General features: G+C 61.4%; 12 protein-coding genes and 2 pseudogenes. 8 read left to right on the top strand and 6 right to left on the bottom strand.

Annotation, left to right across the window (positions count from 1 at the left end; translation table 11 throughout):
- Nucleotides 1-38 precede the first annotated feature (38 nt).
- Complete coding sequence (locus OKW41_RS22875; RefSeq protein WP_429443705.1) at nt 39-1418, top strand: IS4 family transposase; 1380 nt, start codon at nt 39-41, stop codon at nt 1416-1418.
- Nucleotides 1419-1608: 190 nt separating this feature from the next.
- Here the strand turns inward: OKW41_RS22875 and ltrA are convergent, their stop codons facing one another.
- Nucleotides 1609-3087, bottom strand: a complete 1479-nt coding sequence (gene ltrA / locus OKW41_RS22880) for a group II intron reverse transcriptase/maturase (RefSeq protein ID WP_429574050.1) — start codon at nt 3085-3087, stop codon at nt 1609-1611.
- Nucleotides 3088-3863: 776 nt separating this feature from the next.
- On the opposite strand from ltrA, the gene OKW41_RS22885 reads away from it, so the two are divergent.
- Both OKW41_RS22885 and OKW41_RS22890 read left to right on the top strand, forming a co-directional pair.
- A complete protein-coding gene (locus OKW41_RS22885) occupies nt 3864-4247 on the top strand; it encodes a YybH family protein (protein WP_429363490.1) in 384 nt (127 codons plus the stop codon).
- 382 nt (nt 4248-4629) lie between these two features.
- On the top strand, nt 4630-4917 hold the full coding sequence (locus tag OKW41_RS22890) for a GYD domain-containing protein (RefSeq protein WP_187639666.1): 288 nt from the start codon (nt 4630-4632) through the stop codon (nt 4915-4917).
- A 332-nt stretch (nt 4918-5249) separates the two neighbouring features.
- Here the strand turns inward: OKW41_RS22890 and OKW41_RS22895 are convergent, their stop codons facing one another.
- Nucleotides 5250-5597, bottom strand: a complete 348-nt coding sequence (locus tag OKW41_RS22895; protein WP_035470809.1) for an MTH938/NDUFAF3 family protein — start codon at nt 5595-5597, stop codon at nt 5250-5252.
- Between the two features lie 134 nt (nt 5598-5731).
- Here OKW41_RS22895 and OKW41_RS22900 point away from each other — a divergent pair.
- Nucleotides 5732-5869: pseudogene (locus OKW41_RS22900) on the top strand (alpha/beta hydrolase); the annotation flags it as partial.
- Here OKW41_RS22900 and OKW41_RS22905 read toward each other — a convergent pair.
- Entirely contained in the window at nt 5847-6059 is a 213-nt protein-coding gene (locus OKW41_RS22905; protein WP_429574394.1) for a hypothetical protein, read from the bottom strand. The pseudogene OKW41_RS22900 and the gene OKW41_RS22905 sit on opposite strands and share 23 nt — an antisense overlap.
- Before the next feature lie 148 nt (nt 6060-6207).
- Here OKW41_RS22905 and istA point away from each other — a divergent pair, with 148 nt between their 5' ends.
- Together istA and istB are read left to right on the top strand one after the other, a co-directional pair.
- Nucleotides 6208-7755, top strand: a complete 1548-nt coding sequence (istA, locus tag OKW41_RS22910) for an IS21 family transposase (RefSeq protein ID WP_429574051.1) — start codon at nt 6208-6210, stop codon at nt 7753-7755.
- Between the two features lie 12 nt (nt 7756-7767).
- On the top strand, nt 7768-8526 hold the full coding sequence (gene istB / locus OKW41_RS22915; protein ID WP_342960893.1) for an IS21-like element helper ATPase IstB: 759 nt from the start codon (nt 7768-7770) through the stop codon (nt 8524-8526).
- Nucleotides 8527-8695: 169 nt separating this feature from the next.
- Here istB and OKW41_RS22920 read toward each other — a convergent pair whose 3' ends face one another.
- The 3 genes and pseudogenes from OKW41_RS22920 to OKW41_RS22930 all read right to left on the bottom strand — a co-directional run bounded on the left by OKW41_RS22920 (nt 8696) and on the right by OKW41_RS22930 (nt 11832).
- Entirely contained in the window at nt 8696-9733 is a 1038-nt protein-coding gene (locus tag OKW41_RS22920) for a ribonuclease Z (protein WP_429574052.1), read from the bottom strand.
- 320 nt (nt 9734-10053) lie between these two features.
- A complete protein-coding gene (locus OKW41_RS22925) occupies nt 10054-11238 on the bottom strand; it encodes an FIST signal transduction protein (protein ID WP_429574053.1) in 1185 nt (394 codons plus the stop codon).
- A 105-nt stretch (nt 11239-11343) separates the two neighbouring features.
- Nucleotides 11344-11832 (bottom strand): annotated as a pseudogene (locus OKW41_RS22930) (NUDIX domain-containing protein).
- Nucleotides 11833-12063: 231 nt separating this feature from the next.
- Here OKW41_RS22930 and OKW41_RS22935 point away from each other — a divergent pair.
- Together OKW41_RS22935 and OKW41_RS22940 are read left to right on the top strand one after the other, a co-directional pair.
- Entirely contained in the window at nt 12064-13077 is a 1014-nt protein-coding gene (locus OKW41_RS22935) for an IS110 family transposase (protein ID WP_429574054.1), read from the top strand.
- A gap of 794 nt (nt 13078-13871) precedes the next feature.
- Nucleotides 13872-15860 (top strand): thioredoxin domain-containing protein, encoded by a 1989-nt coding sequence (locus tag OKW41_RS22940; protein ID WP_429574055.1) that lies wholly within the window; start codon nt 13872-13874, stop codon nt 15858-15860.
- Nucleotides 15861-15920 lie beyond the last annotated feature (60 nt).

Genomic DNA, 15920 nt, shown 5'->3' on the forward strand with positions numbered 1-15920 from the left:
TTAACTTTGATCCGGTTCGTGATCTGTGATGTCGGGCATTGTCGGACACATCTGACCTTGATGATTGGGCAAATGAAGAGTTTGGCGCCGCCGAGCTCGGCGACGCTCGCCTGACCAGACGGCTCGTGACGCTGGCACGCAAGCTTTCGTTGGGCCCACATTGCTCTTTTCCGCAGTCGTTCAATGGTTCGGAGCTGAAGGCGGCATATCGTTTTTTCGACAACCCGCACGTGGATGTCGATGGCGTGCTGGGTGGGCACATCGGTCAAACGCTGTGTCGTATGCAACAGGTGCCAGTCGTCCTTGCTGTTCAGGACACCACCGAGTTCAATTTGTCTCATCTGCGGGCAACCGAAGGTCTGGGATATGGCTCCGATCCACATGTGCGTGGTTTCCTGATACACAGTCTGCTTGCGCTCACGCCAGAGGGGCTGCCACTCGGGGTGATCGGGATGAAGACCTGGATACGCAGGCACGAGGAGTTGGGCAAGAAACATCTGCGTGGGCAACGAACCGTACAACAGAAAGAGAGCGCGAAATGGCTCGAAGGCATCGAGCAACTGGGCGTACTCAAGACGCACTGTCCGTGCACGCATGTCATCGGCGTGAGCGACCGTGAAGGCGATGTCTATGACGTGTTCCTGGCGCAGCGGCCTGCCGGTGTCGACTGGTTGGTGCGCGCGTCGTGGAACCGACGCGTTGCTCACCCCGATCGATATTTGTGGGAAACCGTGCTGGCCTCGCCAGTGCTTGGAGAGGCGCAACTGCAGGTGCCTGCACGCGAAAACCGCCAGGCACGCACCGCACGGCTGGTTGTGCGCTGCATGCCCGTACGCCTTCGTCCGCCGCAAAATCGTCGTCGCGAGAAGCTTCCCGAAATTGAAGTGTTTGCAATTCATGCACAGGAAACGAACTTGGACGAAGGAGCAGAGCCATTGGAATGGCTTCTACTGACTTCGGTGCCTACGCAAACACACGCAGAGGCCCTCGAGCGTCTTGCATGGTATGCGCGCCGATGGACGATTGAATCGTGGCATCGTGTGCTTAAAAGTGGCTGTCGCATTGAAGCCCGCCAATTTGGCAATCTCGATCGATTCGTCCGCGCCACCGCATTGTTCGCCGTCGTAAGCTGGAGGATCCTGTACTCCATGTTGCTTGCCAGGCTTGATGGCAACCTGCCATGCGAAGTATTGCTGCAGCCAATCGAGTGGCGAGCCCTCTACTGTCGTACGCATGGCAGTACCGAAATACCTGATAAACCGCCGTCACTCGCGCAGGTCATCTTGTGGATCGCCAGACTCGGCGGATATCTCGCTCGAAAGCATGATCGTCCACCTGGTCCTACCGTCATCTGGCGTGGATTTCTTGTCCTGCACGAAATCACGATGATGTACCGAATATTCAGGCAAAACGAATAGCACCATCACATTACTTGTGGGTAATCCTGAGGGGAAACCCGGGGCGGTTCAACCCGACCATCAGGCGCTGCCGCTCGCGAACCTCGCAAGGCCGCAAGCGGCAGCATGCGACCGAGGATTGCGGTAGGGATGCCCATTACTGAGCACCCCCCGCACAGATCCCGGCGTGCCCAATTCGGGCACCGGGCTCCTACCTCGGGTGTTTGACGGCGAAGCGCCGGTCAGGCCACGGATGAAGGATTCGAGGGGGCGGAAGCCAGGCATTGGCGATTCGTCTCATTCGCTCCCACGTCATGGCGTCCTTCTGACTGCGCCGCCGGAGCGTGCGCCGCCATAGAGCGGTGACGTGATGTCGAAATGCGCCGAGTGCCCGCGAGTTGGTAGGCACCGCGTGATACGCAAAGTATCCGCGAACTACCTGCCTGAGCCATTGCCCTTGCACTGGAATCGGTTCGTGCATGCGCGTCCGTAGCGCCTCCTTGATCTGCCTGAGTCTCGCCCGCATGCGATCCCCTCGGGTCTTCCGCTGCAACTGGAAAGCCCCGCGACGAGACCTGCCGCAGATAAAGATGAAACCCAGGAAGGTGAAGGTCTCCGGTCGGCCAGGACCCCGGCTCTGGCGGTTGACCGCTGCATAGCGGCCGAACTCCAGCAGCCTCGTCTTGTCCGGGTGAAGCACAAGCGAGAACTCCTCCAGCCTCAAACGCATCGCGTCCCAGAATCGCCGCGCGTCAGCTTCGTGCTCGAAACCGACAACGATGTCATCTGCGTATCGCAGAATGATGACGTTGCCTTTGGCTTCCCGCCGTCGCCACCGGTTGGCCCAGAGATCGAAGACGTAGTGCAGGTACACGTTCGCGAACAGCGGTGAAGCCACTGATCCCTGTGGTGTCCCTGTCTCACTGACGCTAAGCTCTCCGTCTTCCAGAACACCCGCCTTGAGCCACTTGCGCACAAGACGGATGATGCGCTGGTCGCCGATCCGGTGCTCCATGAAACGGACTAGCCATTCCTGGCTAACCGAGTCGAAGAAGCTCCGAAGATCCGCGTCCAGAATCCAGTTCACCGGGGTGTGGGTGATGGCCGTCGCCAACGCATCCAGCGCATCATGTTGACTACGCCCGGGCCGGAACCCGTACGAGAAACCCAGAAAGTCTTCCTCGTATATCGCGTTCAGCACTTCCACCACCGCACGCTGGACGATCTTGTCTTCCAGCGCGGCAATCCCCAACGGGCGCTGTTTGCCGTCCGGCTTCGGTATGTACTGTCGCCGAACAGGCAGTGCCCGGTACGCTCCGCTCTGTACCTGCGCGTACAGGCGCTGGAGATTCTCTTCCAGTCCCGCCTCGTAGTACCGCCACGTCAGGCCATCCACTCCGGGAGCCGCATTGCGTTTAAGCGCAAAGAATGCCCCTCGGAGCCGGTCGGCCGTAACGTGATGCAGAAGCGCGGTGAACCGTTCCTTCTTCCGCTGTTTTGCAGCTTGCCGTACACGTTCCAGCCCCTGTGGCACGCTTGCCCGGTTCTGCGCCCGGTGCGTGTGTGGCTGACCCGTGCTCCCCTCGGTCCCCGCCCTTGGCTCCGCCCACTCCGCAGCTGGTTCCCCAGCCTTGTTCGCAGGCTTCATCGCTACTACGGCGGAGTCTGACTTCTCCCGTCCGTTCATCATCGGCTACGGCTCCTCGCCTTCCCGATGCGGACCTGTCCATCCTGCAACAGGCCAGACTGGAGATCTCCCGGTTCCCGAACAAGGAGCGTGCGCACATGCCAGGTTCTACGACCACGCCGGGTCATCCGGGCGCTCGCGATTGCGCGCTCGGACGTTTTGCCTTCCGCTACACAGACAGCGTCGGCACCCGGAATCAGTTTTCTATCGTGGCTCAATGGCTGGCCTGCACGTACCCCTGCCGACGCTTCGTCGACATCCTCACGGATGCCTGCGCACGGCTCGGGGCCGATGTGGTTCGCTATTCCTTCATCGCAGTGGACTTGCACCACTTACTCCTTGCCGGTCTCCCGGCGCACCCGTGTGAAAACGCAAAAGTACTCGGTTTTTGGGTGTCGCTTTACCCTTCCCGAGTTGCCACCAGGCCAACACAGAGCGATCTGGAGGGTCAATTTTTTCGAGCACCGCATTACGCATTCGTTTTCACACGGCCTCGACCCGTTTCTGCCCCTCCGTTGGCTTCTGCCAACGTCACCACCGCGCTCCAAAGCGGCCGTTCCGCCGCAACCTCGCCTACCTCTCGCGAAGGACGATTCAGATCGGACGAGCCGTGCTGTCCTTTGTCCGATCCATCAAGCCAGCCCCGCTGGCATTAACCTTTTCAGTTGATTATATTTAACCAACCGGAAGGTTCACGGCGTGCATATCGCGATTGTTGGGCGTTAAACGCGAAGAACTGAACATCCTCTCACGCCTCAATGCATTAAGGAGGTGGAACCATGGACATCTCGCAAGCGTTTGCTGCGTTAAACGGTAGGTTCATTGATACAGTCAATTCTCACGATACGCCCGGCTGGCTGGCTCTGTTTGCCGAAGACGCCATTCTCATCCCAGCGGGGCAGGAAGCCGTTTCCGGCCGAAAGGGACTCGAAGAATGGGCCGAAGTGGCAACCAAAGTCTGGAACCATTTGGAAATGCAGCAAGCGTTTTGCACATCTGATGGTAACGTGGCTTGGGAATCGGGAACCTGGACTGGGAATATCAACGTACCGGATGATCGGACCATGGACGTTAGCGGAAACTTTTTACTCGTTGCACAGAGGGAAGGCTCCATGTTGCGCATCAAAGCGCACACGTGGAACGTGAATATCGCGACGCCTTGACACGTTGCATTCGATACGAAATCTGAGCGCCGCACGCGGCGCTTGAATTGAAACTGGCACGTACGACGAATCGCAGCCAAATGGCGGCTCGTCACCGATCAGCAGACGTTCGCCAATCGATTACGAAGGACCGGTATTGGCCGCACCCTGCCCGTCGCAGCCGACGCCGACGGCCCTCAACTGCCGTTGGCGACAACCCCACGCACGGTCAGATGCCGGGACGTCCCCTGCCCTGACAGGATGCGTCCCGCGCCTCAGTCGCCATGGACGTGGGTCACTATAATCAAGAAGCACCGGCGCCCTTCCGCTTGACGGGAGGCCGTTTGTTCCGGTGTGACTGCCGTGCCCAATTGCGGGTCAATTTTTTGCACGGAGGTATTCCATGGCCACGTACGTCATCCTCAGCCGTTTGTCTCCTGACGCGTTCAAAGATCCCAAGGACATGAAACAGCTCGCCGCCACGGTGGCCGGGAAAATCAAGGCTGAATGCCCTGCCGTAACCTGGAAAGACAGCTATCTGACACTCGGCCGCTTCGATGTGGTGGACATCGTCGAGTCTGACGACCTGAAACAGGTCGAGCGAGTGGCGTTGATCATCCGCGCCTCCGGACACGCCACCACCGAGACCTTGCTAGCGACGGGGTGGGACGAGTTTATAGCGACACTGTAACGGGGCTGCCCGCCACGCGCTTCGCGACAAGGCGTTCTGGCGAACTGTGGCGTTTCAATCGGCTTGTCGGCCAGACGATGCGAACTACCACGGGGCGCTCTGAAGCGCTCCCACTTTCCCCTCGACGCGTGCCTTGGCAGCGTGCCCGGCTGCGTCGCTACGTCATGAAATGCGAGCAGCGTTCGGCGCCTCGAGCTGTTGAGGACTGGCCCGACGTCCATGGATCGGATTTCGAAACGGCAGACTGACCGCGTGACCCATGATGGACGGGCTCACCTGACATACCAAATGCTGCTCATGTTCAATGCAGACTCGCACCGCGCCCCTTGCGCCTAGCACGTGACATGCAGAATCGCGTTGGTCTCGTCGGGTTGCTCCTTCAGTCTGGCAATGGCTTCCGCCGTCGGCAGGATCACCAGTTCGACCTGTTGACGCTCGGCCTCGTGCTTGACCTCGTCCATCACCGGTAATGCTCCAGTACCGGTGCCAATCACCAACCTCCGGCATTTCCATGGGATCGCCTCTGCCATTGATAGCGGTGTATGCCCAAAGGCCTCGCGGAACGCCTTGGATGGCTTCTTCTTGCGTTTGCGAACCTGCCCATGGTCGATCACCACGTCATGCTGGTAGGTAACGCCATCGATACGGATGGAACCAAAGGAAAACGCTTCGAAGTGCATACCCATCTCCGCGAATTTTGTCCTGGCAGCCACTCATTGCGTCAACAGAGAGCTCGTCCAACACAATGATTATAGGTTGGAGGCAGCGTTGCGCAGAATGCGTTCTGCCGGTGGCCAAGCAGGGGAAAGCGACACCACAAAACTCCCGGGGTCTCGTGGCCGAGCCGGCCGAAGCCGCGCGCGGTACAGCCATCGTCTTTCATGGCAATGCGGGGCATGCCGGGCACCGCAAGTTTTGCGCCACAGCGTTTAACCCGGCGCGAGGCCCGCGCCGAGCCACATGCGCAGCGCCTCGATCTCCTCCTCGCACACCGTATGCGGCATCCGATACGCGCTCCATTCGACCTTGCAACCTTGTGCGATCGCAACGTCGCGGGCAACCTCCCCTTTACCAATTGTGGCCGGGTGGCCAAAGTGGTCCCTGGACTGAATATTCCACGCCAAAGTGAACAGGGATTCCACGGCAAAAAGAACACGAATTCCACGGCAAAGTTAATGCCGATTCCACGGCAGAAAGAACAGGGTTTCCACGCCATCGCGAACAGGATTTCGGGGTGGCGGCGACGTGGGTCAACGGTGGCACGATCGACGGTTTTGTCGGGAGTGCCGAATGGCAAATGTCAGGTTGACCATGCGCAAAATCAGGGAAGTGCTGCGGCTGCATTTCGAGTGCGACCGCAACCAGAGGGAGATCGCCGACGCGGTCGGCGCCTCGACAACAACGGTGTGGCATTACCTGCGCCGCACGCGGCTGGCAGGGCTGGGCTGGCCGCTGCCAGCGGAACTGCTGACGGACGACGCGGCGCTCGAGGCGAGGCTGTATCCGCCGCCGGCGCGGCGCGAGCCAACGCGCGGCATGCCGGACTGGCCGACGGTGCATCGCGAGATCGGCAGGAAAGGCGTCACGCTTGATCTGCTGTGGCAGGAATACAAGGCGCAGCATCCGGACGGCTGCGGCTACAGCTGGTTTTGCAAGGCTTACCAGGAATGGGCGCAGCGGCTGCCGGTCACGATGCGGCAAACGCACGTGCCGGGCCAGAAGCTGTTCGTCGACTACTCGGGCAAGAAGCTGGGCATCATCAACCCGGACACCGGTGAAATCCGCGAGGCCGAGTTGTTCGTCGCTGCGCTCGGCGTGTCCGGCTTCACCTTCGCGGAACTCACCTGGACCCAGCAGTTGCCAGACTGGATCGGCTCGCACGTGCGCGCCTTCGCGTTCTATGACGGCTTGGTCGAAATCCTGGTCCCTGACAACCTGAAATCGGGCGTCCACAAGCCCGGGTTCTACGATCCGGACATCAATCCAACCTACCAGGAAATGGCCAGGCATTACTCCGTGGCTGTGATTCCGGCTCGCAGTAAAAAACCGCGAGACAAGCCGAAAGCAGAGTTATCGGTTCTCCTGGTGCAGAGATGGGTCCTCGCCCGCCTGCGGAATCAGCGCTTCTTCAGTCTGGACGGGGCAAACCGGGCGGTCGCCGCATTGTTGACCGATCTGAACAACCGGCCCTTCAAGAAATTGCCCGGATCCCGCCGTAGCGTCTTCGACGAGATCGATCGCCCGGCGCTCAGGCCGTTGCCCGAGCGGCCGTATCAGTACGCGGAATGGAAGGTTGCACGCGTCGGCCCGGACTACCACGTTGAGCTCGATCAGCACTACTACTCGGTGCCGTACCGCTACGCGCGCGAGCAGGTCGACATGCGTCACACGGCCAACACCGTCGAAATCTTCCATCGTGGCCAGCGCATTGCCGCCCACGGCAAAAGCGCCCGAGCTCGCCACCACACCACGATCGACGCACACATGCCACCCGAGCACCTGGCGGTCGCGAAAGGCTGGGATCCGCAGCGGCTGCGCAACTGGGCCGCCGACGTCGGTCCGCATACGGCGGCCGTCATCCAGCACCTGCTGGGCGCCCGCAAGCACCCGCAACAATCCTATCGAACCTGCCTGGGCGTGCTGCGCATGGGCAAGGACTACGGGCGCGACCGGCTCGAAGCCGCCTGCCGCCGCGCCATCGATCTGAAAGCGCCGAACTACAGGTTCATTGCCTCGACGCTGAAGAACGGCCTGGACCGGGAGCCCGAAGCGGCTCCCGCCCAGGCTGACCTGCCGCTCATGCACGCCAACGTGCGCGGGCCGTCTTACTATCATTGAAAGGGAGTCGTTATGCTGCAACATCCCACTGTCGACAAACTGCACGCGCTGCGCCTGCCCGGCATGGCGGCGGCGCTTGCCGAGCAACAGTCCCAGGACGGCATTGACCGGCTGGGCTTTGAAGAACGTCTGGGGCTGCTGGTCGAGCGTGAATCCAGTGAACGTGACTCGCGACAAACGGCGGCCCGGCTGCGCCGGGCCAGACTTAAGGTCCCCGACGCTTCGCCCGAGGACATCGACTATCGCACCGCCCGCGGCCTGGACCGGGCACTCACCGCCCGACTGCTGACCGGTGAGTGGCTTCGGGAGAGGCAGAACCTGATCGTGGTTGGCCCGACCGGGCTCGGCAAGAGCTGGTTGGGTTGCGCCTTCGCTATCCAGGCGTGCCGTCAGGGGTTCTCCGCCTGCTATCTGCGCGTGCCGAAACTGAACGAGGAACTGGCGATCGCACACGGCAGCGGGCGCTACGCGCGGTGGCTTGCGCAACTGGCCAAGACGGATCTCGTGATTCTCGACGATCTGGCCATGGCGCCGCTGACCGATTCCGCGCGGCGCGACCTGCTGGAGGTGCTCGATGACCGGCACGGACATCGATCCACGCTCGCCACCAGCCAGATTCCAGTGGATCACTGGCATGAAGCGATCGGCGAACCGACCGTCGCCGACGCGATCCTCGACCGGCTCGTGCACAACGCACATCGCATCACGCTCGCGGGCGAATCACTGCGCAAGACGCGTAGCCGATTGACCGCGAAGCAGCAGTCCGAGTAAAAAGGCAAAGGTCCCGCGTCGCTGCGCTCAGCTTGTTCGCGATGGTGTGGAATCCTTGTTCTCTTTGCCGTGGAATCACGATTCACTTTGCAGTGGAATGGCTGTTCTCTTTGCGTGGAATACGCACCCTGGACGATGAGCGAGCGATCGGTAGTGAAGCATCCCGGGTCTAACCAGGCCTTTCGCCAACCAGCGCCGACGTAGCGGACCATGCCGCCTGCACTTCTGCAATCAGTGCTGCCGAGCGTCCTTCGTATCGTGGCGAGAAGTGGAACGGCACAACCGCCCGGGCTCCGATCCGGCGCGCGATCAGACCGGCCTGGCGGGCCGTCAGGTGATTCTTGCGCAGGCCATGCGCCTTGTCCTCGTCAAGAAATACGCTTTCGATTAAAAGCAGGTCCACGTCGTGCATCAACTGCGACAGCGTCTCTATGTTCGGTTCCGTGTAGCGCAAGTCCGTTACGTAGCCAATGCGCTGTCCAGGAACGATGTCGAGAATCAGGTGACGCGGTTCGCCAACCTGCCGGGTCATGGCGTGCTCGCCACGCCGGTCGCGCCACCGCATGTCAATTATTGCCTCGTCAGGGGCGCCGGTCAGCACCGCGTGCTTCAGTTCGCGCAGCCACCCACCCGTCGACACCCCCAGCGTCGCGAGCCGGTCCTTCGCGACGTTGACGCGGGCCTTCTCCTCGAGCACGTACGCAACGCACGGGATGCCATGATCGACAAAGCGGCCACGTTCGCGAAAGGTTGCTTCGTCGTACACCACGTCACCTGATCGGTCAAAGGATGGAACGGTTTCGGGGGCGAACCGTCGCCGACTTGAAAAGAGTGCGCGCTGCCCGCCTCCGTCCACTCCAATTTCGCGCGCGTCGATCACCAGCTCGACCTCGTAACGATGCACAACGTTCCAGGTATAGGCGCTCAGCTTGTGTTCGATTTGTGCAAGAAAGTTGGGTCCGCCAAACATCACGATGCCAGCCTTGCGCCCGAGCGTCACACGCAAGAGATGATCGAAGCCCGAAAAATGGTCCATGTGCGTATGGGTGACAAACACATGTGATATGCGCATCAGTTGGCGCGGCAGCAGCCTGGCAATATCGCCGAGATCGAAAAGGAGGCCCCGCCGCTCGTCGCGAAAGTCCACGTATACACCTGGGTCGCCAAACGCGTCATTGACAAGCCATGGTTCGAAGAGGGCGTGCATGGATCTGTCAGCGCGACGGACGAATGGTTGTTGGCGTACCGGGCCGAACCGCCGGGACGATCGAGGCGCGGACATCCGCCTCGATTTGCAGATGTGCGTCAGCGGTTATCGGAAGAATTCCGAGTCTATATGCATGTTCAGGCAAGTGTTCAGTAGACTTCGAGGAGTAGCGCCGCGTCGTTTAAGTAGCTGCTCCGATATGGGGCCAGTGACGCGTCACTCAAACGACCGGTCCTCTCATATGGGCCCATCCCTCAGGTGGACAAAGCTGGTACGGGTCTCCTTCCTGCTACGGAGCAAAAATCAACACAGCTCGGGTCTCAGTCCCGGCTCGTAAAGACCGTCAATACCCCGGTGTAGCCGTAAAGGTGATCCCTTGCGATCTCGCCGCCGGCGAAGAATCCCACCAGCGGCACGTCACCTAGCGCCTTTCGCACCGTCTGCAACTCCGCATGCCGCGCTCCGAAGTGCGGGCCGCCCCGTCCCGAGCAACTGACATACAGGGCGCCCGACATGTGCCCCGCCCTGCCGCCTTCCAGTTCCGCGCGGATTTCCGTTGTAATGCGCACCAGATCGACCTTGGCAGCTTCGGGGTTACGCGTGCAAAAGGCCAGATGCATGCCGGGCTCGACCAGATCGGCAATCGCCACGACCCGGTGCTGGAGATCCACGCCCACCAGGTGTCGCACGAGCGTATCCGCGCCGAACTTTCCAGGCCCTTTAGGCACGTCTTCGGCGCCGATGCTCAAACCCGCCAGGGTGGTGGACAGCGCCTGCGACAACGCATCGATTGGCAGATCCCGGTCGAGTCCAAGATCTTGCAGCACGCAATCGAGTGCGGGCATGCCGTCCAGCGTGACCACCAGATTGCGTTCGGCCTGAGTGATGTTGCGCACCGGCCCGATGGGCTGACAGCCCTGCGTTACGCGCGAGATCAGACCGACCTCAGGGCCGAAGAGCACGCCGGACAAACCCCCGGTGAACACGCGATCCGCCATGTGTAACGGACGGTTTCGCGCCGAGGATAGCCCGCCGAAGAGATAACCCGTGGTCGTGCGGGCGCTCAGTTCGTGCAGCAATTCCTGCACGTCCGGCGTGCTGCCCTCGGCATGCACCAGCGCGGTATGTGCCACAAACCCGGAGGATGTCGGAGGCAGTGGTTGCAGACCGGAAAACAGCCGGAACGATTCCCGTGGCAGCGGCGCGACCATCAGCACCAAGGCCGGTTCGTCGATATATTCGATGCCGCTGGCGGCCACGCCGACGCCTACCGTACCGACCCAGGCGACGCCGGGCTGACCCCGTTGCAGTTCATCGAGGATCGCCTCGGACGCGGGTGCGTAATAGTCGCTCAGGTAACACCAACCGAGCGTGAACGGTGCGGATTCGTCTTGCTGTGCCGCACGGGCCGCAATCTGGGTTTGAACCTGCCGCTGGCACTCGGCCAAGGCCACCCGCCAATCGGCGTGGGCAGCGTGAGCGTGGACAAACGAAGCGGGAAACATGGCGGAAACCTGTCGAAGACAACAATAAATTGGACCTCCGCTGGCAGGGCATGTTCACCCTGCCGATGAGAAACCCGCGGTCAAGCCGGCCGCCGAGGCTGGCTACTACCAGCGGAGATTTCCGCCAAGATAAGCAGCGACCGCTTCCGTCAGCGCCATGCCGCGCAATTCGTCCCGCGATGCCAGCTGCGCGGCGATAATCTCACGATTATCAAGCCGCAGCTCGGGTAGTGAATCGAGGTGCAGTTCAAAGAAATGCACCCGATCTCTTCGCCCGTCCCAGATGCCGCAGGCACTGCCCGCAGGGAGTAACGGGTACGACGGGAGACCGATCTCCTCCTCCATTTCGCGCTGCGCTGCTGCCTCAGGCGTCTCCCCGGGCCGGACACTACCGCCCGGAAAATTCTACTCGGCCCGGTACGATGACTTCACCAGCAACAGCGCCCGCCCGACGTAGATTGCTACAAGCGCGCCCTCATGGTGAGGCCGTCGAAGGTACCACCAGGTGCGGGCGAGCCGAAAGCCGAGGCGAAGCACCATACGCCAGACAGAGTCGATCAGCATGGCCGGTCGCGCTCGCTCGAGGCTTGGCATGAGGTCTCCTTTCCTTCCATGGTCAGAGGATCTTCCGGGTCGCCGCGTTCGTGCGGCTTAAGTCCTTCAGCGTCTGTCACACCACTGTTTTGGAGGCCTTAGTCTACCCGGTGGCTGCTCCCGCTCGAGATAGCGATTGAAAATCATCTAGCGGGCCTCCGCGGCCGCCCTGACGGGTGGCCGGGTTAAAGTGAGTTTGCCAACAGCGCTTTAACCGGAAGGAGGCCCGTCATGAACTATAGCGGCATTGACCTGCATTCGAACAACAGCGTGGTGAGCGTGATCGACGAAACGGACCGCGTGGTCGCCGAGAAGCGGCTGCCGAACGAGCTGGCCAGGATCCTGACGTTCCTTGCCCCGTGGCAAGCCGAGCTGGCTGGCGTCGTAATCGAATCGACGTATAACTGGTACTGGCTTGTCGACGGCCTGCAGGCCGCCGGCTTTGTGGTGCATCTGGCCAACACCACCGCGATCAGGAAATACGATGGGCTCAAGCACAGTGGCGATGAGACCGACGCGCGCTACCTGGCTCACCTGTTGCGCCTGGGGATACTCCCGACAGGCACCATCCTGCCACCACAACAGCGTGCCGTCCGTGATCTTGCGAGGAAACGCATGCAGCTCGTGCGAAGCCGCACGAGCCACATTCTAGCGGTGGTGAACATAACGGCACGCCAGTTTGGCAAGCGAATCACGAGCAATCAGGTCATCCGACTCGACGAAGAAACCATCAAACAAATGCGCCTGCCAGAGGACGTCGCACTCGCGCTTCGGGCCAACGTCGCGGTCATCACGACGCTTTCCGCGCAGATCGCTATCGTGGAAAAGCGTCTTCAACAAAAGGTCGCGCCAGACGCGGACTACACCCTGCTGACCACGGTGCCGGGCATCGGCCAAACCCTTGCAACTGTCATTCTGCTGGAGGTGGGCACCATCGAGCGCTTCGCCAGCGCCGGTAACTTCGCTTCCTATGCGCGGTGCGTGGACAGCCAGCGTATAAGCAACGGCAAAAAGAAAGGCGAAGGCAACACAAAGAATGGCAACCCGTATCTGTCCTGGGCGTTCATCGAGGCGGCCAATTTTGCACTGCGCTATTGCGCCGAGGCCAAGCGTTTCTACGAGCGAAAGAAAGGCAAGACCAATACCATCCTGGCGCGCAAGGCCTTGGCGCACAAGCTCGCCCGCGCATGCTTCCATATGCTGAAGGAGCACAAACCATTCGATATGACGCGCTGCTTCGCATAAGAGTTTCGACGGCGACCGGCAAGCCCTGATTGTTGACTGGCGAACAGCCACCGAGATTGAATGGGATGCCGTGCCGCCGTCCCCGATATGCAGTAAAAGCGGATCGCCCGGAATGCGAGCCAGCTGTGGATTGGCGCCGACAACCCGGCAGCCCACGCAATTGTGCGAACCCCATGGACGCATTACGGCACCAAAGTTCTTCCGGGGCGGCATGGCCGCCAGGGCGAAAGGCACCAGCAGTATGGCCCTTCGCTTGATCCAGATGGGTGTCTGGCGCGTTCCGTCGCAGCCAGCAAATGAAGAAACGGGCGCGGTCGGCTGCTGCATTCGGAGAACTGGGAAACGGCTGCTGGTGCAGCCGGGGATGTGGATTGCTCACTTGACACCGGCCCGCTAATGGGTGTCAACAATCCAGGGATGTATGTCGACCGGCCGTTCATGGCCGCCTGCTGGCGGACGCGTCCGTCTCATGGTGTTCAAACGCGCCGATTGACCAGCTTCCGGAAACGGCCATTAGCACGCGGCGGCCGGCACCGGGTCGCCACATGACGCGTCGCCCGCTTCAAACGTCGGTCTGCTCCGCCATCTCAAGGGCATCTTCTACGATAACCTGCGTCAGAAATAGCAGACACCCTCCTCCCAAGGACCCTTCGGACATCTGAGAAGAAGCGCAAAAGCCGTCCAATTCAGTTTGATGACGCTCGTATCAAGTCCGCCAGCCGCGCTTGCAGGGCGCACGAGTCTGCGCGACATTTGTCATCACGACCGGCGCGTAAGTCCGGCTGGAGACTGCCATGACGAACCGACTCGCCACCGAAACCTCCCCTTACCTCCGCCAACACGCGGAGAACCCGGTGGACTGGTATCCGTGGAGCGAAGATGCATTTCGCCGCGCCCGCGAGGAAAACAAGCCGGTGCTGCTCTCCGTGGGCTATTCCGCGTGCCACTGGTGCCACGTCATGGCGCACGAATCCTTCGAGAATCCGCGTATTGCCAGCCTGATGAACGAGCGCTACATCAGCATCAAGGTCGATCGGCAGGAGCGTCCCGACATCGATGACATCTACCAACAAGTCAGCCAGATGATGGGACAGGGAGGCGGTTGGCCGCTCACCGTGTTCCTCACGCCGCAAGGAGAGCCGTTCTTCGGCGGCACCTACTTCCCGCCAGACGACCGTTATGGCCGCCCCGGGCTCGTGCGCGTGCTGACGAGTCTGAGCGAAGCCTGGCGGCATCAGCGAGAAGAGCTGCGCGACACCATTGCGCAGTTTCGGCAGGGTTTCCGACAGCTCGATCAAGCGAACCTGGGCGGTGAAGCCACCGGAGTCGCGGATCTGCCGGCAGAGACAGGCCGCGCCTTGGCACGGGACACTGACCCGGTCCATGGCGGGCTGGGCGGCGCGCCCAAGTTCCCCAACCCAGGCTGCTTCGATCTCATGCTGCGCGTCTATCATCGAACTGGCGAGGCCACGCTTCTTGACGCACTGGGACGCACGCTTGACCAGATGGCAGCGGGCGGTATCTATGACCAACTCGGCGGCGGGTTTGCCCGCTATAGTGTCGACGCACGTTGGGCCGTGCCGCACTTCGAGAAAATGCTCTATGACAACGGCCAGCTCGTTAAGCTGTACGCGGACGCCTACCGCCTGACCGGCAAGCAGGCGTGGCGCCGCATCTTCGAGGAAACCATCGCCTACGTTCTGCGCGATATGACGCACCCCGACGGCGGCTTTCATGCCGGCGAAGATGCCGACAGCGAAGGAATGGAAGGCAAATTCTATGTCTGGACACCCGCCGAGGTTAAGGCAGTCCTCGGCGAGTCCGACGGTGCACTGGCATGCCGGGCCTACGGTGTGACAGAACACGGCAACTTCGAACACGGTGCTACGGTGCTCCACTTCGCGGTCGAGATGGATGGGCTGCAAGCAGCGCATCTGGCAGGCTGGCGCGAGCGGTTGCTGGCGGCGCGCGGCCGGCGCGTGCGCCCGGCTCGGGACGACAACATTCTCACCGGCTGGAACGGCCTGATGATCGAGGGGCTCTGTGCCGCTTTCCAGGCGACGGGCATCCCCGAGTATCTCAGCGCGGCAAAGCGCGCCGCGAATTTCATCCAGGGCAAGCTGACCCTGCCCGACGGTGGCGTATATCGGGCCTGGAACGACGGGACAGCCAAGGTGCCGGGGTTTCTCGAGGACTACGCCTTCCTCTGCAACGCGCTGCTCGACCTCTACGAGTCCTGCTTCGACAAGCGCTATCTCGATCGTGCGATCGAACTCGCGGCACTCATTCTCGATAAGTTCTGGCAGGACGGGCTGTATTTCACCCCGTGCGACGGCGAGCCATTGGTGCACAGGCCGCGCGCGCCTTACGACAACGCCTGGCCGTCGGGCATCTCTACGAGCGTGTTTGCCTTCTTGCGCCTGCATGAACTCACCGGCCACGATCTCTACCGTGACCGCGCCGAACACGAATTCCGGAGATACGAGGTCGCAGCCGCCAGGGCGCCAGCCGGCTTCGCGCACCTCCTTGCCGCCCGGGACTTCGCGCAACGCGGCCCGCTCGAGATCGTCTTTGCGGGCGACAAATCGGGCGCCGCCGCGCTCGTAACAAGCGTTCACCGCGCATACCTCCCCGCGCGCGTGCTGGCCTTTGCCGAAGACGTACCAATCGGCCGGGGGCGCCACCCGGTCAAGGGCCGGCCTGCCGCCTACGTGTGCCGAAATCGCACGTGCGCCGCACCGGTGACCGACGTCAAGGCGCTCCTTGAGTGTTGTGCACCGTGATGCAACCCTGCGCTATCACCACCTGACAGGCATCGACGAGGTGCCGTTCGATTGGAATTG

This window comes from Paraburkholderia sp. UCT70 (assembly GCF_050434085.1).
GTDB lineage: Bacteria > Pseudomonadota > Gammaproteobacteria > Burkholderiales > Burkholderiaceae > Paraburkholderia > Paraburkholderia tuberum.

What these genes read in the sequence shown, in the direction of transcription:
- ltrA (WP_429574050.1), bottom strand. Translation starts at nt 3,087, where the DNA reads ATGATGAACGGACGGGAGAAGTCAGACTCCGCCGTAGTAGCGATGAAG.
- OKW41_RS22885 (WP_429363490.1), top strand. Translation starts at nt 3,864, where the DNA reads ATGGACATCTCGCAAGCGTTTGCTGCGTTAAACGGTAGGTTCATTGAT.
- OKW41_RS22890 (WP_187639666.1), top strand. Translation starts at nt 4,630, where the DNA reads ATGGCCACGTACGTCATCCTCAGCCGTTTGTCTCCTGACGCGTTCAAA.
- OKW41_RS22895 (WP_035470809.1), bottom strand. Translation starts at nt 5,597, where the DNA reads ATGCACTTCGAAGCGTTTTCCTTTGGTTCCATCCGTATCGATGGCGTT.
- istA (WP_429574051.1), top strand. Translation starts at nt 6,208, where the DNA reads ATGGCAAATGTCAGGTTGACCATGCGCAAAATCAGGGAAGTGCTGCGG.
- istB (WP_342960893.1), top strand. Translation starts at nt 7,768, where the DNA reads ATGCTGCAACATCCCACTGTCGACAAACTGCACGCGCTGCGCCTGCCC.
- OKW41_RS22920 (WP_429574052.1), bottom strand. Translation starts at nt 9,733, where the DNA reads ATGCACGCCCTCTTCGAACCATGGCTTGTCAATGACGCGTTTGGCGAC.
- OKW41_RS22925 (WP_429574053.1), bottom strand. Translation starts at nt 11,238, where the DNA reads ATGTTTCCCGCTTCGTTTGTCCACGCTCACGCTGCCCACGCCGATTGG.
- OKW41_RS22935 (WP_429574054.1), top strand. Translation starts at nt 12,064, where the DNA reads ATGAACTATAGCGGCATTGACCTGCATTCGAACAACAGCGTGGTGAGC.
- OKW41_RS22940 (WP_429574055.1), top strand. Translation starts at nt 13,872, where the DNA reads ATGACGAACCGACTCGCCACCGAAACCTCCCCTTACCTCCGCCAACAC.